The 23074-nt window shown below is 65.2% G+C and carries 21 protein-coding genes; 4 read left to right on the plus strand and 17 right to left on the minus strand.

Going from position 1 to position 23074, the window contains the following annotated elements; genetic code table 11:
* Positions 1 to 103 precede the first annotated feature (103 nt).
* From H2040_RS06935 to H2040_RS06960, 6 genes are all read right to left on the minus strand, one after another.
* Positions 104 to 2056 carry a transglycosylase domain-containing protein gene (locus tag H2040_RS06935; RefSeq protein ID WP_287156262.1) on the minus strand — a complete coding sequence of 651 codons (1953 nt, stop codon included), beginning with the start codon at positions 2054 to 2056 and terminating at the stop codon, positions 104 to 106.
* Positions 2057 to 2167: 111 nt separating this feature from the next.
* The gene (locus tag H2040_RS06940; protein WP_287156264.1) at positions 2168 to 4621 is read right to left on the minus strand and encodes a sensor histidine kinase; all 2454 of its coding nucleotides are present in this window, start codon (positions 4619 to 4621) and stop codon (positions 2168 to 2170) included.
* Between the two features lie 112 nt (positions 4622 to 4733).
* Positions 4734 to 5165: an energy transducer TonB gene (locus H2040_RS06945; protein ID WP_287156288.1), complete on the minus strand. Its 432-nt coding sequence runs from the start codon at positions 5163 to 5165 to the stop codon at positions 4734 to 4736.
* Positions 5166 to 5195: 30 nt separating this feature from the next.
* Positions 5196 to 5831 (minus strand): energy transducer TonB, encoded by a 636-nt coding sequence (locus tag H2040_RS06950; protein WP_287156265.1) that lies wholly within the window; start codon positions 5829 to 5831, stop codon positions 5196 to 5198.
* 41 nt (positions 5832 to 5872) lie between these two features.
* Positions 5873 to 6562: an SdpI family protein gene (locus H2040_RS06955; protein ID WP_287156267.1), complete on the minus strand. Its 690-nt coding sequence runs from the start codon at positions 6560 to 6562 to the stop codon at positions 5873 to 5875.
* Positions 6559 to 6837 (minus strand): autorepressor SdpR family transcription factor, encoded by a 279-nt coding sequence (locus H2040_RS06960; RefSeq protein WP_287156270.1) that lies wholly within the window; start codon positions 6835 to 6837, stop codon positions 6559 to 6561. Before H2040_RS06960 ends, H2040_RS06955 begins: the two co-directional genes overlap by 4 nt.
* Before the next feature lie 115 nt (positions 6838 to 6952).
* Here H2040_RS06960 and typA point away from each other — a divergent pair, with 115 nt between their 5' ends.
* A complete protein-coding gene (gene typA, locus H2040_RS06965) occupies positions 6953 to 8773 on the plus strand; it encodes a translational GTPase TypA (protein ID WP_287156273.1) in 1821 nt (606 codons plus the stop codon).
* Positions 8774 to 8801: 28 nt separating this feature from the next.
* The gene (ppa, locus tag H2040_RS06970; protein WP_022698226.1) at positions 8802 to 9329 is read left to right on the plus strand and encodes an inorganic diphosphatase; all 528 of its coding nucleotides are present in this window, start codon (positions 8802 to 8804) and stop codon (positions 9327 to 9329) included.
* Here ppa and H2040_RS06975 read toward each other — a convergent pair.
* The 4 genes from H2040_RS06975 to ahcY all read right to left on the minus strand — a co-directional run bounded on the left by H2040_RS06975 (position 9326) and on the right by ahcY (position 13063).
* Positions 9326 to 10066: a Crp/Fnr family transcriptional regulator gene (locus H2040_RS06975; RefSeq protein ID WP_287156280.1), complete on the minus strand. Its 741-nt coding sequence runs from the start codon at positions 10064 to 10066 to the stop codon at positions 9326 to 9328. The genes ppa and H2040_RS06975 overlap by 4 nt on opposite strands.
* A gap of 439 nt (positions 10067 to 10505) precedes the next feature.
* Positions 10506 to 11204, minus strand: coding sequence for a YceI family protein (locus H2040_RS06980; RefSeq protein ID WP_287156281.1), 699 nt, complete (start codon positions 11202 to 11204; stop codon positions 10506 to 10508).
* Positions 11185 to 11532 carry an ArsR/SmtB family transcription factor gene (locus H2040_RS06985; protein ID WP_022698229.1) on the minus strand — a complete coding sequence of 116 codons (348 nt, stop codon included), beginning with the start codon at positions 11530 to 11532 and terminating at the stop codon, positions 11185 to 11187. The genes H2040_RS06980 and H2040_RS06985 overlap by 20 nt, the downstream gene beginning before the upstream one ends.
* A 130-nt stretch (positions 11533 to 11662) precedes the next feature.
* Complete coding sequence (gene ahcY / locus H2040_RS06990) at positions 11663 to 13063, minus strand: adenosylhomocysteinase (protein ID WP_022698230.1); 1401 nt, start codon at positions 13061 to 13063, stop codon at positions 11663 to 11665.
* 240 nt (positions 13064 to 13303) lie between these two features.
* On the opposite strand from ahcY, the gene H2040_RS06995 reads away from it, so the two are divergent.
* A complete protein-coding gene (locus H2040_RS06995; protein ID WP_287156282.1) occupies positions 13304 to 13816 on the plus strand; it encodes an EF-hand domain-containing protein in 513 nt (170 codons plus the stop codon).
* Positions 13817 to 13821: 5 nt separating this feature from the next.
* Here the strand turns inward: H2040_RS06995 and H2040_RS07000 are convergent, their stop codons facing one another.
* From H2040_RS07000 to H2040_RS07015, 4 genes are all read right to left on the minus strand, one after another.
* Positions 13822 to 14097 carry an HPr family phosphocarrier protein gene (locus tag H2040_RS07000; RefSeq protein ID WP_022698232.1) on the minus strand — a complete coding sequence of 92 codons (276 nt, stop codon included), beginning with the start codon at positions 14095 to 14097 and terminating at the stop codon, positions 13822 to 13824.
* Positions 14090 to 14497, minus strand: a complete 408-nt coding sequence (locus tag H2040_RS07005) for a PTS sugar transporter subunit IIA (RefSeq protein ID WP_022698233.1) — start codon at positions 14495 to 14497, stop codon at positions 14090 to 14092. Before H2040_RS07005 ends, H2040_RS07000 begins: the two co-directional genes overlap by 8 nt.
* Before the next feature lie 93 nt (positions 14498 to 14590).
* A complete protein-coding gene (locus H2040_RS07010) occupies positions 14591 to 16249 on the minus strand; it encodes a stimulus-sensing domain-containing protein (RefSeq protein ID WP_022698234.1) in 1659 nt (552 codons plus the stop codon).
* Positions 16218 to 16919 carry a response regulator transcription factor gene (locus H2040_RS07015; protein ID WP_022698235.1) on the minus strand — a complete coding sequence of 234 codons (702 nt, stop codon included), beginning with the start codon at positions 16917 to 16919 and terminating at the stop codon, positions 16218 to 16220. Before H2040_RS07015 ends, H2040_RS07010 begins: the two co-directional genes overlap by 32 nt.
* 111 nt (positions 16920 to 17030) lie before the next feature.
* Between H2040_RS07015 and H2040_RS07020 the strand changes: the two genes are divergently transcribed.
* Positions 17031 to 18692, plus strand: coding sequence for a hypothetical protein (locus tag H2040_RS07020; RefSeq protein ID WP_022698236.1), 1662 nt, complete (start codon positions 17031 to 17033; stop codon positions 18690 to 18692).
* Here H2040_RS07020 and H2040_RS07025 read toward each other — a convergent pair.
* The 3 genes from H2040_RS07025 to polA all read right to left on the minus strand — a co-directional run.
* Positions 18689 to 19624: a DMT family transporter gene (locus H2040_RS07025; RefSeq protein ID WP_287156284.1), complete on the minus strand. Its 936-nt coding sequence runs from the start codon at positions 19622 to 19624 to the stop codon at positions 18689 to 18691. The genes H2040_RS07020 and H2040_RS07025 overlap by 4 nt on opposite strands.
* A gap of 267 nt (positions 19625 to 19891) precedes the next feature.
* Positions 19892 to 20392: a GNAT family N-acetyltransferase gene (locus tag H2040_RS07030; RefSeq protein ID WP_287156285.1), complete on the minus strand. Its 501-nt coding sequence runs from the start codon at positions 20390 to 20392 to the stop codon at positions 19892 to 19894.
* Positions 20389 to 23074: DNA polymerase I (gene polA, locus H2040_RS07035; protein WP_287156287.1), on the minus strand; the 2686-nt coding region annotated here is incomplete at its 5' end. The genes H2040_RS07030 and polA, both read right to left, overlap by 4 nt.

Below are 23074 nucleotides of genomic sequence, written 5' to 3' on the forward strand. Positions count from 1 at the left end.
AATGGCTGGGCGTTTTTCAGCAAACTAACGGGCCGGACGCGGTCTGTGAACGCGAACGGCGGTTATCACGGATATTTTTTGCGCAAGGCCGGAGGGCGGGCGGTCAGTCGCCGCCGGCGCCGTTTTCTCGGACCGTGGTGATCAGGTCGCCGATGGGGTCTTCGCGCGGGGCCTCCTCGGCCGGGCGCGCGGGCGGCTGCGCCGCAGGGGCGGCCGGGGACGGCGCGGCCGGGGCGGCGTAGTCGCGCATGGGCGGAGCGTGGCGCATGAACTCGGCCCAGATGGCGGCGGGATAGCTGCCCCCCGTGACGCCCTGCATGGCGCGGTTATCGTCATTGCCGACCCAGACGACGGTGGTGACGCCGTCCGCGTAGCCGGCGAACCAGGCGTCGCGGAAATCGTTCGTGGTGCCGGTCTTGCCCCCGGCCGTGCGGTCCGGCAGGCGCGCGGCGCGGCCCGTGCCCTGTTCGACCACCGACTCCAGCATGAAATTCATGTGCGCCAGCGGATCGGGCTGCACCACCCGCCCCGGGCCGGAGCCGCGGCGTTCATAGAGAACCTGCCCGCCCATGGTGCGGATGCGCGTGATGCCGTGCGGGATGACGCCCATGCCGCCATTGGCGAAGGGGGCGTAGGCGGCGGCCAGCTCCATCGGCGTGACCTCCTGCGCGCCCAGCGCCAGCGAGCGGGTGGGGGCGAGGCGGGAGACGATGCCCATGCGCTGGGCGGTGCGGGCGACCTTTTCGCGGCCCAGCTCCTCGGTCAGGCGCACGGCGACGGTGTTGAGGGATTTTTCCAGCCCGGTCTTCAGCGCCACCTCGCCGTAATAGCGTTCGCCATAATTGCCCGGCTCCCAGTCGCCGACGCGCACCGGGGCGTCCATGCGGGTGGTCCAGGGCGACAGTCCCGCTTCCATCGCGGTGAGATAGACGAAGGGCTTGAAGGCCGAGCCCGGCTGGCGGTGCGCCATCACGGCGCGGTTGAACTGGCTGGCCGTGTAGTCGCGGCCCCCGGCCAGCGCCAGAACCTCGCCCTGCGGCCCCAGCGCGATCAGCGCGCCCTGTTCGGCGCCCTTGTCGATGGCTTCCTGTTTCAGGCCTTCGCGCAGAGTGCGCCCGGCCATGCGCTGCATGGGCAGGTCCATCGTGGTCTCGACGATCAGGTCGGCATTGACCTCGCCCACCAGCTGGCGGACCTCGGTATCGACCCAGTCCATGAAATATTGCGCGCTTTCCACCGCGCTGGCGCGGGAGACGACGATGGGCGCGTCAAAGGCGGTTTCCCGCTGTTCCGGCGTGATCTTTCCGGCCTCGACCATGACGTCCAGCACGACGGTGGCGCGGGCCTCCGCCCGGGCGACGTCGGAGGACGGATTATAGCGGGAGGGCGCTTTCAAGAGGCCGGCGAGGAGGGCGGATTCGCCCAGCGTGACCTCGCTGGCCGGTTTGGAGAAATAGCGCTGCGAGGCGGCCTCGATCCCCCAGGCGCCGCCGCCGAAATAGACGCGGTTGAGATAGAGGGCGAAAATCTCGTCCTTGGTGAATTTACGCTCCAGCCACAGCGCCAGCAGCATTTCCTGCGCCTTGCGCCGGATGGTGCGCTCATTGGTCAGGAACAGGTTCTTGGCCAGCTGCTGGGTGATGGTGGAGCCGCCCTGCACCACGTAGCCGGCGCGGAAGTTCGCATAAGCGGCGCGCGACAGGCCGATGGGGTCGATGCCCGGATGCGCATAGAAGCGCCGGTCTTCAACCGCCATCACCGCGCCGGGAAGGTGGTCGGGCAGGGAATCCAGCCGGACCGGCGGGCCATAGACCGCCCCGCGCCGGGCGATCAGCCGCCCTCCGCGGTCAAGGAAGGTGACGCTGGAGGAATCCTCCACGTCCCAGAGCGCGGAGGTGTCGGGCAGGTCATGCGCGAACCAGGCAACGGTCCCCGCGCCGAGAACGGCCAGCCACAGGATGGCGATGCCCGCCCAGCGCAGCCACGGCGTGCCGCGCTTGGGCGCGGCCTTCTTGCGGCTGGCGGGTTTGTTTTTCGGCTTGCGGCGAGAGGCCATGATTTTTCAGGTCCGGAACATACCGTTTTAGGCAAGGCCATGCCGTCATCACGGTTAAGGCGCGGCTAATTTCATTATGCCCCGCGCAGCGCGGCGCGGCTATGATGCGTGTTATTCGGCCGCGTTTTCGCTGAGCGCCAGTTCCGGCGGGGCGGCCTGGGCCCTGGCGTTTTCGGGCAGCCAGACCGTGACGCAGGCGCCTTTGCCCTGCTCGCTCTCGAACTCCACCCAGCCGCCATGCATGGCGGCGAATTCGCGGACCAGCGCCAGGCCAAGGCCCGCGCCGCCGCCGCGCCCGGAATTGAAGCGGTCGAACACCTTGGCCTGTTTTTCCGGCTCCAGCCCCGCGCCGGTATCTTCCACCCAGATGCGCGCGGCGCCGTCCTCCCGCTCACAGCCCAGCGTGACTTCGCCGCCTTCGGGGGTGTGGCGGATGGCGTTATTGATGAGGTTGAACAGGATCTGCTTCACGCGCGTCTCGTCCGCGCGGATCGCGCCCAGATCCCCGCGCGCGTCCAGCGCCAGCTTGACGTGGCCTTCCAGCGCGCGGCCCTCGGCGGTTTCCAGCGCGCTTTGCAGGGTTTCCTCCAGATGCACGTCGCCCAGGTCCAGCTCCAGCGCGCCGGCGTCGATGGCGGCGATATCGAGGATATCCTTGATCAGCTTGTCCAGCTGCTGTGAGGCGGTCTCGATGGCGCCGAGGAATTCCTGCTGGCGCTCGTTCAGCTCGCCCGAGATGTTGGATTTCAGCATCTCGGCATAGCCGGAGATGGTCGTGAGCGGAGTCTTCAGCTGATAGGAGACATGGCGCACGAAATCGGTCTTCTGGCGGTCGGCTTCCTGCAGCGCCTCGTTATGCTGGCGCAGGATCTTTTCCTCCCGCTTGATGGCGGTGATGTCGGCAAAGGCCAGCACGGTGGCGCCGTCCGGTAGGGGCTGGGACATCCAGGTGAGGGTGGAGCCGTCCGCGCGCTCCATCTCGCCCACCGAGCCGACGCGGGACTCAGGGGAGGGGTCGGTGACCCGGCCCTTGATCTCTTCCCACACCGCGTTCTTGTGAAAGAGGGGGCGGCAGATTTCGGCCACGTCCTCGAACGCGGCGCTGTCGTCCAGCTGGCCGTCCTTGATGTCCCACATGCGGTCGAAGGCGGCGTTGTGCAGGCGCAGCTCCCCGGCCGATCCAAACACCGCGACGCCTTCCATGAGATTGTCCAGCGTCGCCTTGCGCACGGTCAGCGCGGTTTTGTACTGGGCGCTGAGCACGACTTCCTGCGTGACATTGTCGAACAGCAGGATCACCCCGCCCAGCGGATGCTGCTGGCGCACCACGCGCAGGGTGCGGCCGTCCGGCAGGGGCCAGATTTCCTCCGGCGCCTCTTCCGGGAAATCCTCGTAATATTTCAGCTCGCCGGCTTTCCACTCGGCGAAATCGGCCTGTTCGGGCAGGCGGCGGGCCTCGCGCAGGCGGTCCAGGATCTCGCCGTGCGTCGGACCGTCGTCCAGCCAGGCTTCGTCCAGGCTGAACATCTCTGAGAAGGCGCGGTTGTGAAACACCATGCGGCGGGACTTGCCGAAGATCGCCACCGCCTCGGCCATGTGGTCCAGCGTCTCGTCATGGGCGCGGACATGGCGGGACAGCGCCTCCTTGGCGTTCATCTCTCCGCTGACATCGACGGCGACGCCGGAAACGCCGCCGGAAACCGGATAGAGGCAGAGGCCGAGGACACAGCGGTCGCCCGCGATAACCGCGCGGCGCGTTTCCTCCACCGGCTCGCCCGCCTCGACCGCGGCGCGGGCGAGGTCCGCCAGGTCCGGGTGGAGCATGACGTCGTTCTTCACCGCGGAGTCGAGACTCGGCTCCTCCACCGCGGCCAGATAGGCGGCGTTAGCCCAGAGCAGCTTGCCCGCCGCGCTCATGCGCCATGCGGGCAGCGGGGACTTGTCCAGCGTTTCAAGGAAGACCAGCGGGTCGTCGCCCAGCGTGCGCAGGGACTCCTCGCGCTTTCCGGCGGCGTCGGATTCATCGAGGCTGCGCACGGTGGAGTCGGTCAGCCAGAGGACGGCCTGCGCGCCGGCCGGACGGCCATCGGCGTCAAGGAAGCGGCCTTCGGGGCCGGATATCGTCATGGAGAAGGCGCGGCCCGTCTCGCGCAGCTGGCGCAGGCGCTTGCGCAGCGTGACGTGGTCGCCGGAGGCATCGCGCGCTTCATAGTCGGCGATGCCGTCAAGGATGGAAGCGGCGGGGCTTGGTCCGGCCGTGGCGCCGGCGAAATTGAGCAGGGCGGTCATCGCCGACGGGGAGCCGAACAGGCGCGGCTCGCCCCAGTCGGCTTCCGCGTCCACGTCTTCCTCGCTCCAGGTCAGGATGACGCCCGGATGAGCGTTGAAGACGCCCTCCGCCCGGTCCAGCCGCGCTTCCAGCATGGAGGTGCGGGTCTTCCAGCGCCTGTGCCCGGCGCGGGCGCCCTGTGTCAGCCGCCACGCCCACAGCGCCGCCGCAACGGCGAAACACACCGCCCCGACCGTGACGATCAGCGTTGCATATTGTTGAACCGCAGGATCCACGCCTTCGATCCACCCCTTCGCGAATTGGCGAATCACCAATGTAACGGATGGGAATCTCGCGCGCGAGGCGTTTACGTTTGGCTAACCAAAACGCGAAAACAGGCGATGCCGCCTAGCCGGCGATCATCACCTGGCCCAGCTTGAAATCGATGCGGACCAGGCAATCGGTCAGCCGCCCCGATTGCGGGGGCAGGAAGCGCCAGTCCTCGACCGCGCTCACCGTCACGCCGTTGAACCAGCCGGCCGGGGCCTCGCGCAGGACGGCGACATTCTCCGTCCGTCCGTCCAGCCCGACATCCAGCTCCACGATCACCCAGCCCTGCACGCCGTGTTTCCAGGCGCGGCGCGGATAGTCCGGCTTGGGCGTTTCGACGGCGGAGAGCTTGGAGCCGCCGCGGCACTGGCCGGGCTCGGCATAGGACTGGGTGCGCAGGGGGTGCGGATAGTCGCTGCGCGGGACGAAATCGCCCCTCGGGCCGATGGGCGCGACGGCGCAGGCGGAGAGAATTAATGCTGTAGCCAGACTAACGCCCGCGCGAACCATAGATTGCACTCTCAGATGTCTAAAGGTCTGTCAGTCGTGCAGGCGAAATTCAAAACGCTGCGTAACCAAGCCTTCGTCATGCATTTCAGGGTCAAAGCGCCATTGTTCTAGAGCGTTCAGCGCAGCCTGCTCAAGACTTGAATGTGAGGCGCTGACAGTTGCTATGTCGACGGGCTTTCCAGAAGCGTCGGTCCGGAATGAAAGAATAACCACGCCTTCGATGCCTTGCTGGATCGCAAGGGTCGGATATTCGGGTTTAGTCCCCCATCTTTCATGAGATCGGTGAAGCGGAAAACTCACACCCTCGAACGCGAGTTCCTCTATGAGGTCAGCAGGCGAGAATTGAGGAATCCAAATTGGGAAATTGGACGGGGGTTGAACTTTGACTTCCGACAGTGGCGGCCTGACTGGAATATCAAGCATACGGTCGTCGATGATCATTTCAATTTGTGGCGGAGGATAGATTGAATATCTTAATGTCGGCTGATCCTCCCTTTTGAACTCGAGCCTCGGCGGGAACCTCGATTCCTCTAAAATATTTGCGTGCCTCACAAGAGAAGACATGAAAACAAAAAGCACCGCCGCGATTATTGCTCCACCGATAAGCGAGGCGGAGGTCTTGGAGAAGCGCCAGAGATTTTGAGTCGATTGAAGCGCGTAAGCCATACACTTACTTACACTATTTCACTCAAGTCTGCGACCTTGCTCTATTCCGGCTGCGGCCCCGGATTGCGGTCTGGCGCGCCCCGCCAGACGAGGAAGGAATAGACGACCGCGATGATCGCCGCGCCGACAGAGCCGCCGACAATCAGCCAGAGCGCCGTCTGCACGGGGGCGAACACGGCCAGCGGAACGCCGACCAGGCCCACCGCCACCCACAGGCGGCCGATCAGGCGGTGGGTCTTCTGCCAGCTCAGATCGCTGGTCAGGGTCCAGGGCGTGCGCACGCCAAGAAAGAAGTTTGGCCGCGCCTTGGGCAGGACATTGCCCAGCAGCAGGAAAAGAAGCGCGGTGGCCAGCAGGATGCCCCGGATCATGACCGGGCCGCCGGACGGGTCCAGGCCGTAAAGAATGGAAAAGGTGATCGCCGCCTGCGCCAGCGTCGCCACGGCCATGCCGCCGATCCAGCTGATCAGATAGGGCGTGGCGGAGCGTTGCAGGTTCTTTCCGCGCGGATCGATACGCGGAAGCACGGCGCAGATGAGGCCGATGCCCAGAATGATCGGCGGGATGATGGCGAACGCCTCCCATTTCCCGCCATAGCGGTCGGGCTGTCCGTCGGGACCGAAATGCACGGGTAGGGGTTCGCCCGCCGGGGCTTGCATCCAGCCGAGGACCGAAAGCGCCGTGGCGGCGGCGAAGAATATGGCGGTGAAAATCAGGCCTGTGCGGATCATGTTGTGTCTCCGTCTTTCCCGCCGCCGGCCAGGTCCAGCAGCAGGGCGGCCGCGTCTTCCGCGACCGAGGTGTTGAGGCGGTAATGAATGGTGGTGCCTTCGCGCTCGGCCATGATCAGCCCGGCATCCTTCAGCACGGTGAAATGGCCGGACATGGTCGGCTTGGACACGTCGAACGCCCCGGCCAGCTCCCCCGCCGTGCACGGCCCGTCCCGCAACATGCGCAACACGGCGCGGCGGACCGGATGGGACAACGCTTTGAAGACCGAATTCATAGCCTGCATTATTTAGTGAAATGACTAAATAGAAGCAAGCACAATCAGGGCAGCGACCGCGCCAACAGCGGACGCGGCTTTCTATTGCAGTGCAATACCCCTATATGCGCGCCCCATGAGCCGGTCTTTGAGAAATATCGCTATTATCGCCCACGTCGACCACGGGAAAACCACCCTGGTGGACGAACTGCTGCGCCAGTCCGGCGCGTTTCGCGACAATCAGCGCGTCGATGAACGCGCGATGGATCGCAACGCGCTGGAGCGCGAGCGCGGCATCACGATCCTCGCCAAGGTTACCTCTGTCGCCTGGAACGATGTTCGCCTGAACATCGTGGATACGCCCGGCCACGCCGATTTCGGCGGGGAAGTGGAGCGCATCCTCTCCATGGTGGACGGCGCGGTGCTGCTGGTCGACGCGGCCGAAGGGCCGATGCCGCAGACCAAGTTCGTGCTGTCCAAGGCGCTGAAAGTGGGCCTGCGCCCCATCGTGGCGCTGAACAAGATCGACAAGGACGAGGCGCGTCCCGACGCCGTGGTGGACGAGGTGTTCGACCTGTTCGCCGCGCTGGGCGCGGACGAGGACCAGCTGGATTTCCCGATTCTCTATGGTTCGGCCAAACAGGGCTGGATGGCCGATGCGCCGGACGGGCCACAGGACGATGTCTCGCCGCTGTTCGAGAAGATCGTCGAGCATGTCTCCGAGCCCAAGACCGAGGACGGACCGTTCCGGATGCTGGCCACGACCATCGAGGCCGACCCGTATCTGGGCCGCATCCTGACCGGGCGCATTGCGTCCGGCACGGTGAAGCCGAACATGAACGTCAATGCGCTGGCGCGCGACGGTCGGGTGGTGGAGCGCGGGCGCGTTTCCAAGGTTCTGGCTTTCCGCGGACTGGAGCGCACGCCGGTGGACGAGGCGCGCGCGGGCGACATTGTCGCCATTGCCGGCCTGAACGAGGCGACGGTCGCCGACACGCTGGCCGACACCACCGTCGAAACGCCCATTGCCGCTGACCCCATCGACCCGCCGACGCTGGCCATGACGTTCCGCGTGAACGACTCGCCGCTGGCGGGCACGGAGGGCAAGAAGGTCACCTCCCGCATGATCCGCGACCGCCTGTTCCGCGAGGCGGAGGGCAATGTGGCGCTGGAAGTCACCGAGACCGGCGAGAAGGACGCGTTCGAGGTCGCCGGCCGGGGCGAGCTGCAACTGGCCGTGCTGATCGAGACGATGCGCCGCGAGGGCTTCGAGCTGGGCGTTTCGCGCCCCAAGGTCGTGGTGAAGAAGGACGAGAGCGGCGCGCTGCTGGAGCCGATCGAGGAAGTCGTCATCGACGTCGATGAGGAGCATTCCGGCGCGGTGGTGCAGAAGCTGTCCGAGCGCAAGGCGGACCTGATCGAGATGGTCCCCTCCGGCGGCGGTCGCCAGCGCCTGGTCTTCCACGCGCCGACGCGCGGGCTGATCGGCTATCAGGGCGAGCTGCTGTCCGATACGCGCGGCACGGCCATCATGAACCGCGTCTTCCTGAAATATGACGCCCACAAGGGCGAGATCCAGGGCCGCCGCACGGGCGTTCTGATCTCTATGGCGCAGGGCGAGGCGGTGGCCTACGCGCTGTTCAATCTGGAAGATCGCGGCCCGATGATGATCAAGCCGGGCGACAAGGTCTATGAAGGCATGATCATCGGCGAACACACGCGCGGCAACGATCTTGAGGTCAATGTCCTCAAGGGCAAGAAGCTGACGAACGTGCGCGCCTCCGGCAAGGACGACGCGGTCACGCTGACCCCGCCGATCCGCATGACGCTGGAAAAGGCGCTGGCCTATATCGAGGACACCGAGCTGGTCGAGGTGACCCCGGAATCGGTCCGCCTGCGCAAGGTCCACCTGGACCCGCACGAACGCAAACGCGCCGAGAAAACCAAGGCCGCCTGATTTAGATTACATTCAAGGGAGACGCGTCATGCGCATAGACGCCATTTCCATCGGCAAGAATCCGCCGGAAGAGGTCAACGCCATCATCGAGGTTCCGGTGGGCGGCGAGCCGGTCAAGTACGAGATGGACAAGGCGGCGGGCACCATGATGGTGGACCGCTTCCTGTACACCTCCATGCGCTATCCGGGGAATTACGGCTTCATCCCGCATACGCTGTCCGAAGACGGGGACCCGGTGGACATCCTGATCGCCAATCAGCGCGGCATCATGCCCGGCGCCGTTCTGGCCTGCCGCCCGGTCGGCGTGATGCTGATGGAGGACGAGGCGGGGATGGACGAGAAGATCATCGCCGTGCCGGCCAGTCATATCTCCCCCTATTATGACCGCGTGAAAGAGCACACGGACCTGGCCCCCATGGTCACCCGCCAGATCGAGCACTTCTTCGAGCACTACAAGGATCTGGAAGAAGGAAAATGGGTGAAGTGCCACGGCTGGGACGACGCGGCGCGCGCCAAAGCCCTGATTGTCGAAGCGATCGAGCGGGCGAAGGGCTAGGCGGGGCCAGGCCCGGCCTCCAGATAGGCCGGGTCGAAACCGCAAAACAGGCTCATCCGTTTTACGTCCAAGAAGCGCAATGTCGGCCGGTCCATCTCGATCAGGCCGGCATGGCGCAGGGACGAGATCGTGCGCGAGACATGAACCGGCGTAATGCCCAGCAGGTCGCCGATATCGGGCTGGGCCAGCGGCACGGTCAGGGTCTCCCCCTCCATCGCGCCGATCCGCTTGTGAAGATGGCGCAGCTCCAGCAGCAGATGCGCCAGCGCCTCCGCCGATGAACGCCGGCCCAGCCGCGCGACGTGCTCCAGCAGGCGGTTCTCGTCCAGCATCACGCCCAGCCATAGCGCCCTGGCGACATTGGGCCGTTCGGAGACGGCCTCATGCATGGCGCGGGGGCACAGGGCGCAGGCGCGGATATCCGTGGCGCATTTGACCGCGGTGATCGTGCGGGCGCCGGGCAGGAAGGCCGCGCGGTCCACGATGTCGCCGGGCAGCAGAACCTGCACGACCTGCTGGTCCCCGTCAGTCATCGGCAGGTAGCGCAGCGCCCATCCGCTTTCTATGAAAAGCAAAGGCGGAGCGTCACCCGGACGGATTATATCATCCTGCCGGGAATAGCCGACCGGAGACCGGTCGGCGCGCTTCAGCGCGGCGACGTCGGCGTCCGAAAGAGGCGAATAGGAAGATAAACGCCGGACGAGGACGCCGGTGTCGAATGAACTGGGCGAATTCATTCCGGTCTTGTGGGACGGCTCGCGCGATCCGCCCATAACCTGAGTTAGCAGCGGAAATAATTTTGCGCAGTATCACCGCTTTTAGCCCATCCAATCACTTAACATGCATCAACCGAATACGGGCGTGCGTAATGAATGAGCGGTTCCGGAAAATTGATCTCTGTTATCGCGGATCGCCGCAAAGGGGCGTATGTTGAGACTTGCCGTCAATGGCCCGCTCATTTGGGGGAGGAGGGCTTAAATGCTGCTTGTTTGTGAACAATGTCACGGTCACGGCGTCGCCGCCGGCAAGGACAATACCGATTGTCCCGGTTGCGGCGGAGTCGGATTTGCACCGCAGCGCGCATTGCGGCCGGGCAGCGCGGTTACGGTGACCGTGCCGCCGATTAACAAACCAGCGCCGCGTCCTGTCGTGAAATAGGGTTGCCCTTGGCCAGCCTTATTGCGCGTCGCGCGTGAACTCCGCCTCGATCTCGAACATCACCCTGTCGCTGACGCCCATGCTGGAGCCTGGCTCCGGTACGCCAAGACTGATCCCGAAATCGGAACGCTTCAGAGCGCCATGGGCCGAGAAGCCGATGCGCGACCCGGCCGGATCCATCGCATTGCCGGCATAGCCGCCGTTGAATTCCACATCCATCGTCACGGGTTGCGTAACGCCGTGCAGGGTCAGATCGCCCGTCAGGGTCGCCGCGGCCGGGCCGGTTTGCTCGACGCCGGTGGACTGAAACCGCATTTGCGGGAACGCGTCCGCGTCCAGCCAGTCTTCCCCGGCGATGGTGGCGTTAAAGTCCAGATCGTCCCCCGGATAATGGGTTTCCAGAGAACGCGGATCAATTTCGGCGCGGACCTGCATGGTTTCCGGGTTGTCCGGGTCGAATTGCAGAATGGCGTCCCACCCCGTGAAGCGGGCCGTGTAATCGGACAGGCCCAGATGGCTGACCGTGAACACCAGGCTGGCGTGCGCCTTGTCCAGCTTGTACTCGCCCGCCGGCGCATCGCTCTGCAGCGCCGCCATGCCGGTCGTCATGCCGGGTTCGGCGGCCTCGGGAGCATTCTGCGCGAAGACGTCTTTTTCGTTGGAGCAGGCGGCCAGCAGGATCAGGCAGAGCGCGCTTTCAATTATCCTTGGAGTCATTTTCCGCGTCTTTTGTGTTTTTCAGATAGGCGTCGAGCCGGTCGAAGCTTTCCTCCCAAAAACGCCGATAGCGGGCGAGCCAGCTATCGACATCCTTTAGCGGGGCGGCCTGAAGGCGGCAGGGGCGCCATTGCGCTTCGCGGCCGCGCTCGATCAGGCCGGCGCGCTCAAGCACTTTCAGATGCTTGGAAACGGCGGGCAGGCTCATCTCGAACGGTTCGGCCAGCTCGGTAACCGAAGTCTCGCCCGTCGCAAGCCGCGCAAGAATGGCGCGGCGCGTGGGATCGGCCAGGGCCGAAAAGGTCAGGCTGAGACGGTCGTCGGTCATGTTTCCCCTTGATTGAATTGATAAATAACCCTGTGGTTAAATATAGATCGCTGCGGTGCAGCGTCAAGCAGAATAAAAAAGGGCGGCCCGTGAAGGCCGCCCTTTTCAAAGGCTATGGATCGCGGAGATCCTAGTAGCGGTAAGCCTCGCCCTTGTAGGGGCCGTTCTTCTCGACGCCGATATATTCGGCCTGTTCGTCGGAAAGCTCGGTCAGATGGGCGTTCAGCTTGCCCAGGTGCAGCGCCGCGACTTTCTCGTCCAGATGCTTGGGCAGGACGTAAACGTCGTTCTTGTACTCATCGCCCCGGGTGAACAGCTCGATCTGGGCCAGCACCTGGTTGGTGAAGCTGGCGGACATCACGAAGCTGGGGTGGCCGGTGGCGTTGCCCAGGTTCAGCAGGCGGCCCTGCGACAGCAGCAGGATGCGCTTGCCGTCGGGCTTTTCGATCATGTCGACCTGCGGCTTGATCTCGGTCCACTTGAAGTTCTTCAGGCCTTCGACCTGAATTTCGTTATCGAAGTGGCCAATATTGCCGACGATCGCCATGTCTTTCATCTTGCGCATGTGATCGACGGTCAGGACGTCCTTGTTGCCGGTCGCGGTTACGAAGATGTCGGCGGACTCGCAGGCCTCCTCCATGGTCACGACCTCGAAGCCGTCCATGGCGGCCTGCAGGGCGCAGATCGGGTCGATCTCGGTGACCTTCACGCGGGCGCCGGCGCCTTTCAGCGAGGCGGCGGAGCCTTTGCCGACATCGCCATAACCGGCGACGCAGGCGACCTTGCCGGCCATCATCACGTCGGTGGCGCGGCGGATGCCGTCCACCAGCGATTCCTTACAGCCATACTTGTTGTCGAACTTCGACTTGGTGACCGAGTCGTTGACGTTGATGGCCGGGAACGGCAGCTCGCCGCGCTTGGCCATCTGGTACAGGCGCAGCACGCCGGTCGTGGTTTCTTCGGAGACGCCCTGGATGTGCTTCTTCACTTCCGCGAACCAGCCCGGGGAGGATTTCAGGCGCTTGCGGATCTGGGCCTGCAGGTATTTCTCCTCTTCGGAGCCCGGCTCGCCCAGGACGCTTTCGTCTTCCTCGGCCTTGGCGCCCAGCAGGATATACATCGTGGCGTCGCCGCCATCGTCCAGAATCATGTTGCACGGCTCGCCTTCCGGCCAGTCGAAGATCTTGTCCATGAAGTCCCAGTATTCTTCCAGCGTCTCGCCTTTATGGGCGAAAACCGGAACGCCTTCCTTGGCGACGGCCGCGGCGGCGTGGTCCTGCGTGGAGTAGATGTTGCAGGACGCCCAGCGAACCTTCGCGCCGAGCGCTTCCAGCGTCTCGATCAGCACGGCGGTCTGAATGGTCATGTGCAGGGAACCGGCGATGCGCGCGCCCTTCAGCGGCTGGCTGGAGGCGTATTCCTCGCGCGTGGCCATCAGGCCCGGCATCTCGGTTTCGGCGATTTCAATCTCCTTGCGGCCATATTCGGCCAGGGAGATGTCTTTCACAGCGTAATCGTTGGCTTGAGCCATGGAGCGGTTAATCCTCGTATTGGCTAAAAACTCTTTTGAAGTCCGCAGCAACAAACAAATCGGGGGAGGCCGCCGGACCAAACTCTGACGCCCTGCGATATAGCGGCGGGGCGGCGGGGCTGCAACCGTCATATAAAGATATCTTTATATGATTGCAGGGGCGTTTGCAGTGACGGCGACGGAAATTACGCCGATAATCGTGCAAGCTGATTGCGATTCACCAGCCCCCGGGGAGCCTTCATGACACGATCTTCCGCGTTTGCCCTTGCCGTGACGGCGATTGCGCTGGCCGCCTGCGGCTCAAGTCCGCGCGAAAGCCAGAGGATTGGCCCCGACCAGCTGGAGTCCGGACGGGTGATGCGGCCTGCCGCGCTGTTGTTCGCCACCTTCGACGCCAATTACGACTTTCAGATTACGCCGGACGAGCTTTCCGCCGGGCTGGCGCGCAGCTTCGACATGATCGATTCCGATGACGACGGGGCTATCGGCCTGATCGAGCACGCGCGCTGGAGCGAACGGGTTTCGGGCAGCGAAACGGCGCGGCCCGGCCGCTTCGATTTCGATTCTAACGCCGACTCCCGCATTACGCGCGATGAATTCAACGCCACGCTGGAAGACTTCGCCCGGCGCTATGCCGGCGCGGACGGCGTCATCCAGTTTTCGGAGCTGAGCGAGGAAGCGCCGATTGGCGGCTATCTGCGGCGCATGGAAAACCGGGAGCTGACGGGCATCGATCGCCCGCCCGGCCGCTAGGCCCCCTAGCGGTCCTCGCCGAAGCGGGCCTCGACCAGCGCCGCCAGCACCTTGACCGCGTCCGGGGCGTCGGGGCCGTCGGCGGAGATTTCGATCTCCGCGCCCGGCCCGGCCTGAAGCATCAGCAATTCCATGATGGAGTCGGCCGGGGCGGTTTCGCCGCCGCGGCGGACATGGACCGATGACTGGAACTCGGCGGCCAGTTGCACGAATTTCGCGCTGGCCCGCGCATGCAGGCCGCGCACATTGGTCACCTGAACGCGCTGGCTGGCTTCAGCCATCGCCGCCGTCGAGCACCTGGGACGCCACGGCGATATAGCGCCGCCCGGCCTCCTGCGCCGACTGCGCGGCCTCGTCGATGGTCTGGGTGCGGCGGGCTTCCGACAGCTTGATCAGCATGGGCAGGTTCACGCCCGCGACCACCTCGATGCGGCCCTTGTCCAGAAGCGAGATGGACAAATTGGACGGGGTGCCGCCGAACATGTCGGTCAGCAGGATCACGCCTTCGCCGTCATCGACGGCCTGCGCCGCGCTGCGGATATCGTCGCGGCGCTTTTCCATGTCGTCGTCGGCGCCGATACACACGGCGCGGACCTTGTCCTGATCGCCCACGACATGCTCCAGAGCGGAGACAAGCTCCTCGGCCAGACGGCCATGCGAGACGACAACAAGCCCGATCATTTTAAACGCGTTTCCCCCAACCGTTCCGTTATTCACGTCCCCCGCGAAGAACCGGAATTGTCATCTAAGACTCTTAAATCGGTCAGGAAAAGTTCAAAGCGCTGTGTGCAGCGGCAGAAGCACCGTGAATCGGGCGCCGCGCACGCCGCCTTCGCCGTCTTCCATGTTTTCCGCGGCGATGATCCCGCCATGGCTTTCCACGATCTGGCGGGCGATGGACAGGCCAAGGCCGGAATGGGCGCCGAACACCGCGCCGGGCGGGCGCTCTGTGTAGAATCGCTCGAACACGGTCTCCAGGTTTTCCGGCGGGATGCCCGGCCCCTGGTCCTCCACCGTCACTTTCGCGGCGGGGCCGCCATCCATGGCGGCATGGGCGTCCAGCGTCATCGTCACCTGCCCGCCTGCGGGAGAGAAGGTGCGGGCATTGTCCAGCAGGTTGCGGAAAACCTGACCCAGCAGGCCCTCCAGCGCGGTGACGAAGACCGACTCCTCCTCCGCGCGGTGGAACACGATCCTGGCCTCGCCATCCTTGCGCACGGCTTCATAGAGATCGGCGATATCGGCCAGCATGGCCTGAAGGTCCACCGGCTCGCCGCGTTCGCGCGCCAGCTCCGCGTCCAGCCGGGAGGCGCGGGAGATATCGGTGATCAGCCGGTCCAGCCGCCCGACATCGCTGACCAGCACGGCCAGCAGTTTTTCACGCGATTCCGGGTCTTTCGTATTGGGCAGGGTCTCCACCGCGCTTCGGATGGAGGTCAGGGGATTCTTGATCTCGTGGCTGACATCGGCGGCGAACCGCTCGATCGCGTCGATGCGGTCATAGAGCGCCTCGGTCATCGCCTTCAGGGAGGTCGAGAGATCGCCGATATCGTCGCGGCGGTGCGACAGGTCCGGGATGGCGGCGCGGCGCGGGCCGGCGTGGCGCACCTGATCGGCGGCGACGGCCAGACGGCGCAGCGGCTGGGCGATGAACAGGGTCAGCAGCAGCGAAGTGAGGATGGTCACCACGATGGCGAACAGGATGAAGGGCAGCAGCGCCCGACGCTCGGCCGAGACGATGGCGTCGACATCCGTCGCTTCCAGCGTCAGCACGCCCAGAACCGCGCGCACGCGCTGCACCGGCAGGGAAACGGAGATAACCCGCTCCCCGTCCTCATTGATGCGTTCGGCGGCCACGGCCTCGCCCCGCGCGATGGCGGTGGCGGCTTCCTCTTCCAGCGTCAGGTCGCGGGTCAGGCGGCGTTCGCGCAGCGGATCGACCGTGCTGCGCAGCGCCCCCTCGAACGCTTCCTCCAGACGCCCGGCGTCCAGGTCGAACCCGCCGCCCTCGCCAATGGGCGGGAGGTCGCGCACGCGCACGCGGTCGGACAGCCGCCATGAATCGGCGACCAGCGCGCCCTCGGTGGTGAACAGGCGGACGCGGGCGAATTCCGGGATATAGAGCTGGGTCAGGACCTGCCGCGCCTCGTCGGTGTCCAGCTGGGCGATGGGTTCGCCCCGCGTCGCGTCCTCGATCAGCACATTGGCGATCAGCTCCCCCTGACCGCGCAGGGAGGCGACGCGCGCCTCGATCAGGCCCTCGCGCATCTCGTTCAGGACGAGGGCGCCGACGATAAGGATGATCAGTCCCGCCAGATTGAACAGCAGGATCATCCGCGTCAGCGCGGAAAAGGCGAGGGGCCGGCCCGGGCGGTGCGGCTTGCGCCGCCGCTGCGCGCGGTCAGCTATCCTTGTAACGATATCCGACGCCATAGAGGGTTTCGATCGCGTCGAAGGTCTTGTCGACGGTGCGGAATTTTTTGCGGATTCGCTTGATGTGGCTATCGATGGTGCGGTCGTCGACATAGATCTGGTCATCATAGGCCGCGTCCATCAGCTGGTCCCGGCTTTTCACATATCCGGGCCGCGAGGCCAGCGCCTGCAGGATCAGGAATTCGGTGACCGTCAGGCGGATCGGTTCACCCTCCCAGAAGCAGGCGTGGCGGTTGGGATCCAGCGTCAGCCGGCCGTGCACGATCTTCTTCTTGTCGCCGCCGTCTTCCTCCGGCCCGTCATTGCCGGGCCGCACCCGGCGCAGAACGGCCTTGATGCGCTCGCCCAGCAGGCGTTGGGAGAACGGCTTGGTGATATAGTCGTCGGCGCCGAGATTGAGGCCGATGGCCTCGTCAAACTCGTCATCCTTGGAGGTCAGGAAGATCACCGGAACGTCGGAGTTCTGGCGCAGCTTGCGCAGCAGCTCCAGCCCGTCCATGCGCGGCATCTTGATGTCCAGAATGGCCAGATCGGGCGGCGAATCCTTCAGCGCGTCCAGCGCGGACGCGCCCTCGTGAAAACTGGCGACGTCGTATCCCTCATTCTTCAGGAAAAGGGAGACGGAGGTGAGGATGTTCTCGTCGTCGTCGACCAGGGCGATTTTCGTCATCGGTTCAAATCATCCGTTAAAGCGAGGCGGGCGGGGCGGTTTTTCACTCTTTTGCAAGCATAACCGACCTAAACAGCATGGCTGAAATATGGTCGGGAGGGCGGAAACGTCGTGGGGCAGCGCGAAATTCATTACGAAGTCTATCTGATGCGGCGCCGGAAAGGCGCCTGGGCGCTGTATCAGGCCTTCGATTCGCGCGAAACCGCCATCGAGACCGCCAAAAAGCTCCACGCCCAGCATAACGAAGGCGCGGTTCGCGTCGAGAAAGAAACCTATGACGGGGGCGACCGCGCCTTTGACGCGGTGACGGTTTTCACGCTGGGCGAGGTCGAACAATCGGTTCACGCCGGCCGCGATTCACGCACGGCCGAGCCGCCCTGCTCTCTGGCCGAGGATCTGTGGACGGTGCATTCGCGCCGCACGATCGCCCGCGTTCTGGAGGAATGGCTGGCGCGGGAAACCGTGCTGACGCTGGAGCTGATGCACCGGCCGGACCTGGCCGAAAAGCTGGAATCGGCGGGCACCACGGTGCAGCACGCGATCCAGAAAACCGCCATCGCGCAGGCGCAGGAATATGATTCCAGCGTGCAGCATTTCGTCAAACGCCTGAACGAGCTGTCGGAAAAAGCCTTCAGCCGGGTGGTCGAGGACGGCCGGCAGGGCCGCCTGCCCAAAGTGTCCGGCGCCGGCGAAGTCGCCGCCCTGGCCGCCAGGCTGGTCAAGGCGTCCAGCTATCGCCGCTGCGCCCTGATCGCCAGCGGCATCAAGGGCGCGAAGGGCTGGGCCGGAAAGCTGACCGCGCTTCTGGACATCGCCGACCAGCTGACCGAGCCGGAGGTCGCCGAAGCGCTGTACCCGGACATCGACGATTTCCTGACCGAGCTTCTGAGCGTCAATGCGGCCGCGGATTCGCTGGCGCAGGACCCGGAGGATCTGGGCGATATTCTGGACGCGCTGGTTGATGTGATCACGACCAAGCCCGCCCATCCGGACAACCTGACCGCCGGGGCGCGGCGGCTGTCGAAATATTTCGCGGCCAAGGAATTTCCCGGCGCCCGCGCCGCGCTGGCCCGCCGCGTTCTGGACGATCTCTGCCGCCCGGTGCGCCTGAAGCCGGACGATGTGTGGGGGGAGGTGAAACTCTCCCGCGCGCTGGCCGACCGCCTGATCGCGCTGGCCGGGGCCGATTTCCCGGTGGAGCGCACGGCGGAGGCCTTCATCTATCGCTCGGGCCGCATGGTCGCGCCGGAAGTGATCGAGGAGGCGCTGGCCACCGCCGACACCGCCGTGGATGCGCTGGACCGCCTGATGCGGCTGGAAACCGCCATTGCGGGCGCGCCGACCAAGCGCAAGCTGGCGGCCTATATTCGCGGCCGCCTCGGTTCTCACCAGACCGAAGCCGAATTCGTGCGCGGCCCCGGCAAGCCGATGGAGCGGCTGGCGCAGCTGACCGCGTTGCAGCGCAAGGCGTTCAATAGCGGCTTCTGCGATGAGGATCGCGACGAGATTACAGACCAGCTCGACCGGCTGGGCATGGGCATACTGGAGACCAGCAAGCTGATCGCGGCGCTGGAAAAGCGCGACGCGCCGGCGCTGGAAAAGGCGGAGTCGCTGCTGCGGCTGGCCACCCGCAACGTGCTGCCGCAGGGCCGCTGTCAGGCCGAAGCCAGCGCCCGGGCGCAGGCGCTGCTGCGCGAGGCGATGAAATCGGGCCAGAGCGACCCGCAGCGCCTGACCGAAATCCGCGACATGCTCGGCGAAATCGCCGCCTAGGCCCGCTTTCGCCGCCGCGCCCAGCTGCCGATCATGCGCACGGGGCGGCCGTCAATCGCGGCCAGGCCCAGCGCGATCAGCGCCAGACCGGCAAGCTGGTTCGCGGCCAGCGTCTCGTTCAGGAAGGCCGCGCCCAGCAGGATTGCGGTGACCGGGACCAGCAGCGTCACCAGCATCAGGTTCGTCGCGCCCGCGGTGGAGAGAATCCGGAAATAGAAGACATAGGCCAGCGCCGTGGAAACCAGCCCCAGCGCGGCGAGGCAGGCGATGACGCCGGTTGACGGCAGGGGCAGGGTCCAGGGCGCGTCGAGGACAAGGACAAGCGGGATCAGGATCAGGCTGGACATGGTAACCTGCCCGGTGGCGGTGGCCATGGGCGCGACGCCCATGCGGCGGAAGCGGCGTCCGAAAATGCCCGCCAGCGCATAGGACAGCGCCGCGCCGAGGCAGGCGATCTGCGCCCAGATATCGGCGTGCAGGGCGCGCATGGCGTCGCCGCCGATCAGCACCGCCACCCCCGCCAGCCCCAGCAACGCCCCGGCCAGACGGCGCGGCGTCAGGCGTTCGTCATCGGTCAGGAAATGCGCCGCGGCGATGGCGAAAAGCGGCGTGGTCGCGTTGAGGATGGAGGCAAGGCCCGAGGCGATCTGCGTCTGCCCCCAGACCAGAAGACTGAACGGAATGGCGTTGTTCATCAGCCCCATCACCGCAAACGCCGCCCAGATTTTCGGATCCGACGGCATGCGCCGCCCGGTCAGGCGCAGAAAGACATGCAGCGCCAGCGCCGCCAGAATCAGGCGCGTGGCGACAATGGTGAAGGGCGGCAGCTCGCGAACCGCGACTTCGATAAAGAAGAACGACCCGCCCCAGACGACCGACAGCCCCAGCAACAGCCCCCATTCCAGAGCCGTCATCTCTTTCGCCTGCGCCATTGGCCGCTCCTCGCCTCAAAGCGTCTCCTTAGACGTTTCACCGAGTCGGAACAGCCCGGTTTTTGCGGTGGGGGCATACATGAAGGGAGTCCCTTCTCCCCTATGGAGGGGAGAAGGTGTCCGAAGGACGGATGAGGGGAGGCGTAGAAGGACGTGCTCTATCCTGAGACCCGCCCCCTCACCCTTTCGGCTGGCCAAATCCGGTGGATTTGGAGCCTCAAAACCCTCTCCCCCTCGCGGGGGCGAGGGGACTGGTTGCCGCACGAACTAAAGCCCGAACGCGGCCGGGTAGATCAGCTTGCCTTGCGCCCTGGCGAGCGCGCCGGGCTCCAGCTCCAGCGCCATGAAGGACTCGCCGGAGAAGGGGGCGTCGAGGCCGGCGGCGAGGGAGGCGGAGAAGCCGAAGCGGGGATAGTAGTCGGCGTGGCCGAGGACGATGACGGCCTCCACGCCGCGCGCCCGGCATTCGCCAAGGCCGGCGGCGACCAGCAGGGTTCCCGCCTCCTTGCCCTGCCAGTCCGGAACCACCGCCATCGGGGCGAGGGCGGCCAGAGGCGGGAAGTCGCCCGATCCGCTCATCGTCAGGCGGGAGAATAGGATATGGCCGATCGCATCTTCCTCTTCCTCCGCGATCAGCGAGGCGACGACGTCGCCGCTCTCCCGCAGCCTGTCGACCAGATCGGCCTCGTCGGGCTGCTCGAACGCGGCTTCGTTGATGGCGCGGATGGCGGCGTGATCGGCGGGCGTCTCGGGGCGGACGGAGATCAATGCGCCTCGTCCCAGGTCATGCCTTTTCCGGCGTCCACGACCAGCGGGACATCAAGGCGCAGGACCGGCTCGGGGGCGTTGACCATGACGTCTTTCGCCAGCGCGATCAGGTCGTCGGCCTGGGATTCCGGAACCTCGAAGACCAGTTCGTCATGCACCTGCAGGAGCATTTTCGCGTCCAGCTTTTTCGCGGAAATCGCGTGCGGAAGACGGATCATGGCGCGGCGGATGACGTCGGCGGCGGTGCCCTGAATGGGGGCGTTGATGGCCTGCCGCTCGGCGCCGCCGCGCTTGTTGAAGTTGGAATCCTTGATGTTCTGGATGTGAACCTTCCGCCCAAACAGGGTGGAAACGAAGCCCTGACGCCGCGCCAGATCCTTGGTCTCGTCCATGTAGCGCTGGATTCCGGGGAATTTCTCGAAATAGGCGTCGATATAATCCTGCGCCTCGCCCCGGCCGATGCCCAGATTCCGGGCCAGACCGAAGGCGGAAATGCCGTAGATGATGCCGAAATTGATCGCCTTGGCCTGCCGCCGGATCACCGGATCCATGCCCTCGACGGGCGTGCCGAACATCTCCGACGCCGTCATGGCGTGGATGTCCTGACCCTCCCGGAAGGCGGTTTTCAGGGCGTCGATGCCGGCCATCTGGGCCAGAATCCGCAGCTCGATCTGCGAATAGTCGGCGGAAACCAGCACGTTTCCGTCCTCCGGCACGAAGGCTTCGCGGATTTTCCGGCCGGCTTCCGTGCGCACCGGGATGTTCTGGAGGTTCGGATCGGACGAGGAAATGCGCCCCGTCGCGGTGGAGGCGAGGTGGAAAGAGGTGTGAACCCGGCCCGTTTTCGGGTTGATCGCGGCGCCCAGCGCATCCGAATAGGTGGATTTCAGCTTGGAATATTGCCGCCATTCCAGCAGCGAGGTGGGCAATTCATGGCCTGCGGCGGCCAGGTCCTCCAGAACCTGCGCGTCCGTGGACCACGCGCCGGTCTTGGTTTTCTTGCCGCCGGGCAGGCCCAGCTCGCCAAACATGATCTCTCCGATCTGTTTGGGGGAGCCGAGATTGAACGAACGGCCCGCGATTTCGTACGCTTTCGCCTCGTGTTCGGCCATGCGCTGGGCGAAATCGCCCGACAGGCGGGACAGCGCGTTGCGGTCCACCTTGATGCCGTGCAGCTCCATCTGCGCGATAATCGGCGGAAGCGGGCGTTCCAGCCGCTCATAGACCGCCGTGACCCCGTTGGCGGCCAGTTGCGGTTTCAGGACATGCCACAGGCGCAGGGTCACATCGGCGTCTTCGGCGGCGTATTTGGTCGCCGGTTCAAGCTGGATCTGGTCAAAACTCTTCTGGTTCTTGCCCGTGCCGCAGACTTCCTTGAAGGGAATCGGCGTGTGGCCGAGATGGCGCTGGCTCAAGGCGTCCATGCCGTGCGCGAACAGTCCGCCCTCCTGCGCGTAGGAGATCAGCATGGTGTCGTCATACGGCGTGATTTCCACGCCATAGCGGCGCAGCACGGCGATGTCGTAGATCAGGTTCTGGCCGACTTTCAGGACCTCCGGGTCCTCCAGAAGGGGTTTAAGCGCGGCCAGCGCGTCCTCCAGCTTCAACTGGTCGGGCGCCTTGCCCCCGCCCTCGGCCAGATCCCCGCCCAGATGCGCCAGCGGAATATAGCAGGCCCGGTTCGGTCCGACGGCCAGCGAGACGCCGCACAGGCCCGCGCCGGCGGAATCCAGCGCGTCGGTTTCGGTGTCCACGCCCATCACGCCGGCGGCGCGGCAACGGTCTATCCAGCCCTCCAGCGCGTCCATCGTGGTGACGCACTCATACTTGTCCGGCTCGAAATCGGCGGCGGCGGGGTCGTCGGCCACCTCGATATCGGCGCCGTCGGCGGCGAAATCGGCCTCCGCGCGGCGGCGCAGCGTGCGGAACTCCATCAAATCCATGAAGTCTAGCAGGGCGTCCGGCTCCGGCGCTTTCACCGACAGGTCGTCCAGGGTCAGTTCCAGCTCCAGATCGGTCTTCAGGGTCGCCAGAACGTGGGAGATGCGGGCCGCCTCGGCGTGCTCGATCAGGCTCTCGCGGCGCTTGGGCTGCTTGATTTCCTCAACGCGGGCCAGAAGCGTTTCCAGATCGCCATAATCGCCGATCAGCTGCGCGGCGGTTTTCACCCCGATGCCCGGCACGCCCGGAATATTGTCCGAGGTATCGCCGATCAGCGATTGAACTTCCACGACCTTGTCAGGGCCGACGCCGAACTTCTTGACCACCTCGTCGGCGCCGATGCGGGCGTCCTTCATGGTGTCGTAGAGCCCGATATTGTCGGAGACGAGCTGCATCAGATCCTTGTCGGAACTGACGATGGTCACCTTCGCGCCCGCGGCTTCGGCCTGGCGGGCATAGGTGGCGATGATGTCGTCGGCCTCATAGCCGCCCAGTTCGATACAGGGCTGTCCGAACGCCTTTACCGCGTCGCGGATCAGCGGGAATTGCGGGACCAGGTCTTCCGGCGGCGGCGGGCGGTTGGCCTTGTAGTCGGCGTAAAGATCCTTCCGGAAGGTCTTTTCGGAGGCGTCGAAGATCACCGCGAAATGGGTCGGCGCGTCGCCCGCCTTCATCTCCCGCAGCAGCTTCATCATCATGCCGGTAAAGCCATGCACCGCCCCGATGGGCGCGCCGTCCGAC

It is taken from the genome of Euryhalocaulis sp. (assembly GCF_013911995.1).
Lineage (GTDB): Bacteria > Pseudomonadota > Alphaproteobacteria > Caulobacterales > Maricaulaceae > Euryhalocaulis > Euryhalocaulis caribicus.

Coding starts and splice junctions, on each gene's coding strand:
- H2040_RS06935 (WP_287156262.1), bottom strand. CDS start 2,056: ATGGCCTCTCGCCGCAAGCCGAAAAACAAACCCGCCAGCCGCAAGAAG.
- H2040_RS06945 (WP_287156288.1), bottom strand. CDS start 5,165: ATGGTTCGCGCGGGCGTTAGTCTGGCTACAGCATTAATTCTCTCCGCC.
- H2040_RS06950 (WP_287156265.1), bottom strand. CDS start 5,831: ATGGCTTACGCGCTTCAATCGACTCAAAATCTCTGGCGCTTCTCCAAG.
- H2040_RS06955 (WP_287156267.1), bottom strand. CDS start 6,562: ATGATCCGCACAGGCCTGATTTTCACCGCCATATTCTTCGCCGCCGCC.
- H2040_RS06960 (WP_287156270.1), bottom strand. CDS start 6,837: ATGAATTCGGTCTTCAAAGCGTTGTCCCATCCGGTCCGCCGCGCCGTG.
- typA (WP_287156273.1), top strand. CDS start 6,953: ATGAGCCGGTCTTTGAGAAATATCGCTATTATCGCCCACGTCGACCAC.
- ppa (WP_022698226.1), top strand. CDS start 8,802: ATGCGCATAGACGCCATTTCCATCGGCAAGAATCCGCCGGAAGAGGTC.
- H2040_RS06975 (WP_287156280.1), bottom strand. CDS start 10,066: ATGAATTCGCCCAGTTCATTCGACACCGGCGTCCTCGTCCGGCGTTTA.
- H2040_RS06980 (WP_287156281.1), bottom strand. CDS start 11,204: ATGACTCCAAGGATAATTGAAAGCGCGCTCTGCCTGATCCTGCTGGCC.
- H2040_RS06985 (WP_022698229.1), bottom strand. CDS start 11,532: ATGACCGACGACCGTCTCAGCCTGACCTTTTCGGCCCTGGCCGATCCC.
- ahcY (WP_022698230.1), bottom strand. CDS start 13,063: ATGGCTCAAGCCAACGATTACGCTGTGAAAGACATCTCCCTGGCCGAA.
- H2040_RS06995 (WP_287156282.1), top strand. CDS start 13,304: ATGACACGATCTTCCGCGTTTGCCCTTGCCGTGACGGCGATTGCGCTG.
- H2040_RS07000 (WP_022698232.1), bottom strand. CDS start 14,097: ATGGCTGAAGCCAGCCAGCGCGTTCAGGTGACCAATGTGCGCGGCCTG.
- H2040_RS07005 (WP_022698233.1), bottom strand. CDS start 14,497: ATGATCGGGCTTGTTGTCGTCTCGCATGGCCGTCTGGCCGAGGAGCTT.
- H2040_RS07010 (WP_022698234.1), bottom strand. CDS start 16,249: ATGGCGTCGGATATCGTTACAAGGATAGCTGACCGCGCGCAGCGGCGG.
- H2040_RS07015 (WP_022698235.1), bottom strand. CDS start 16,919: ATGACGAAAATCGCCCTGGTCGACGACGACGAGAACATCCTCACCTCC.
- H2040_RS07025 (WP_287156284.1), bottom strand. CDS start 19,624: ATGGCGCAGGCGAAAGAGATGACGGCTCTGGAATGGGGGCTGTTGCTG.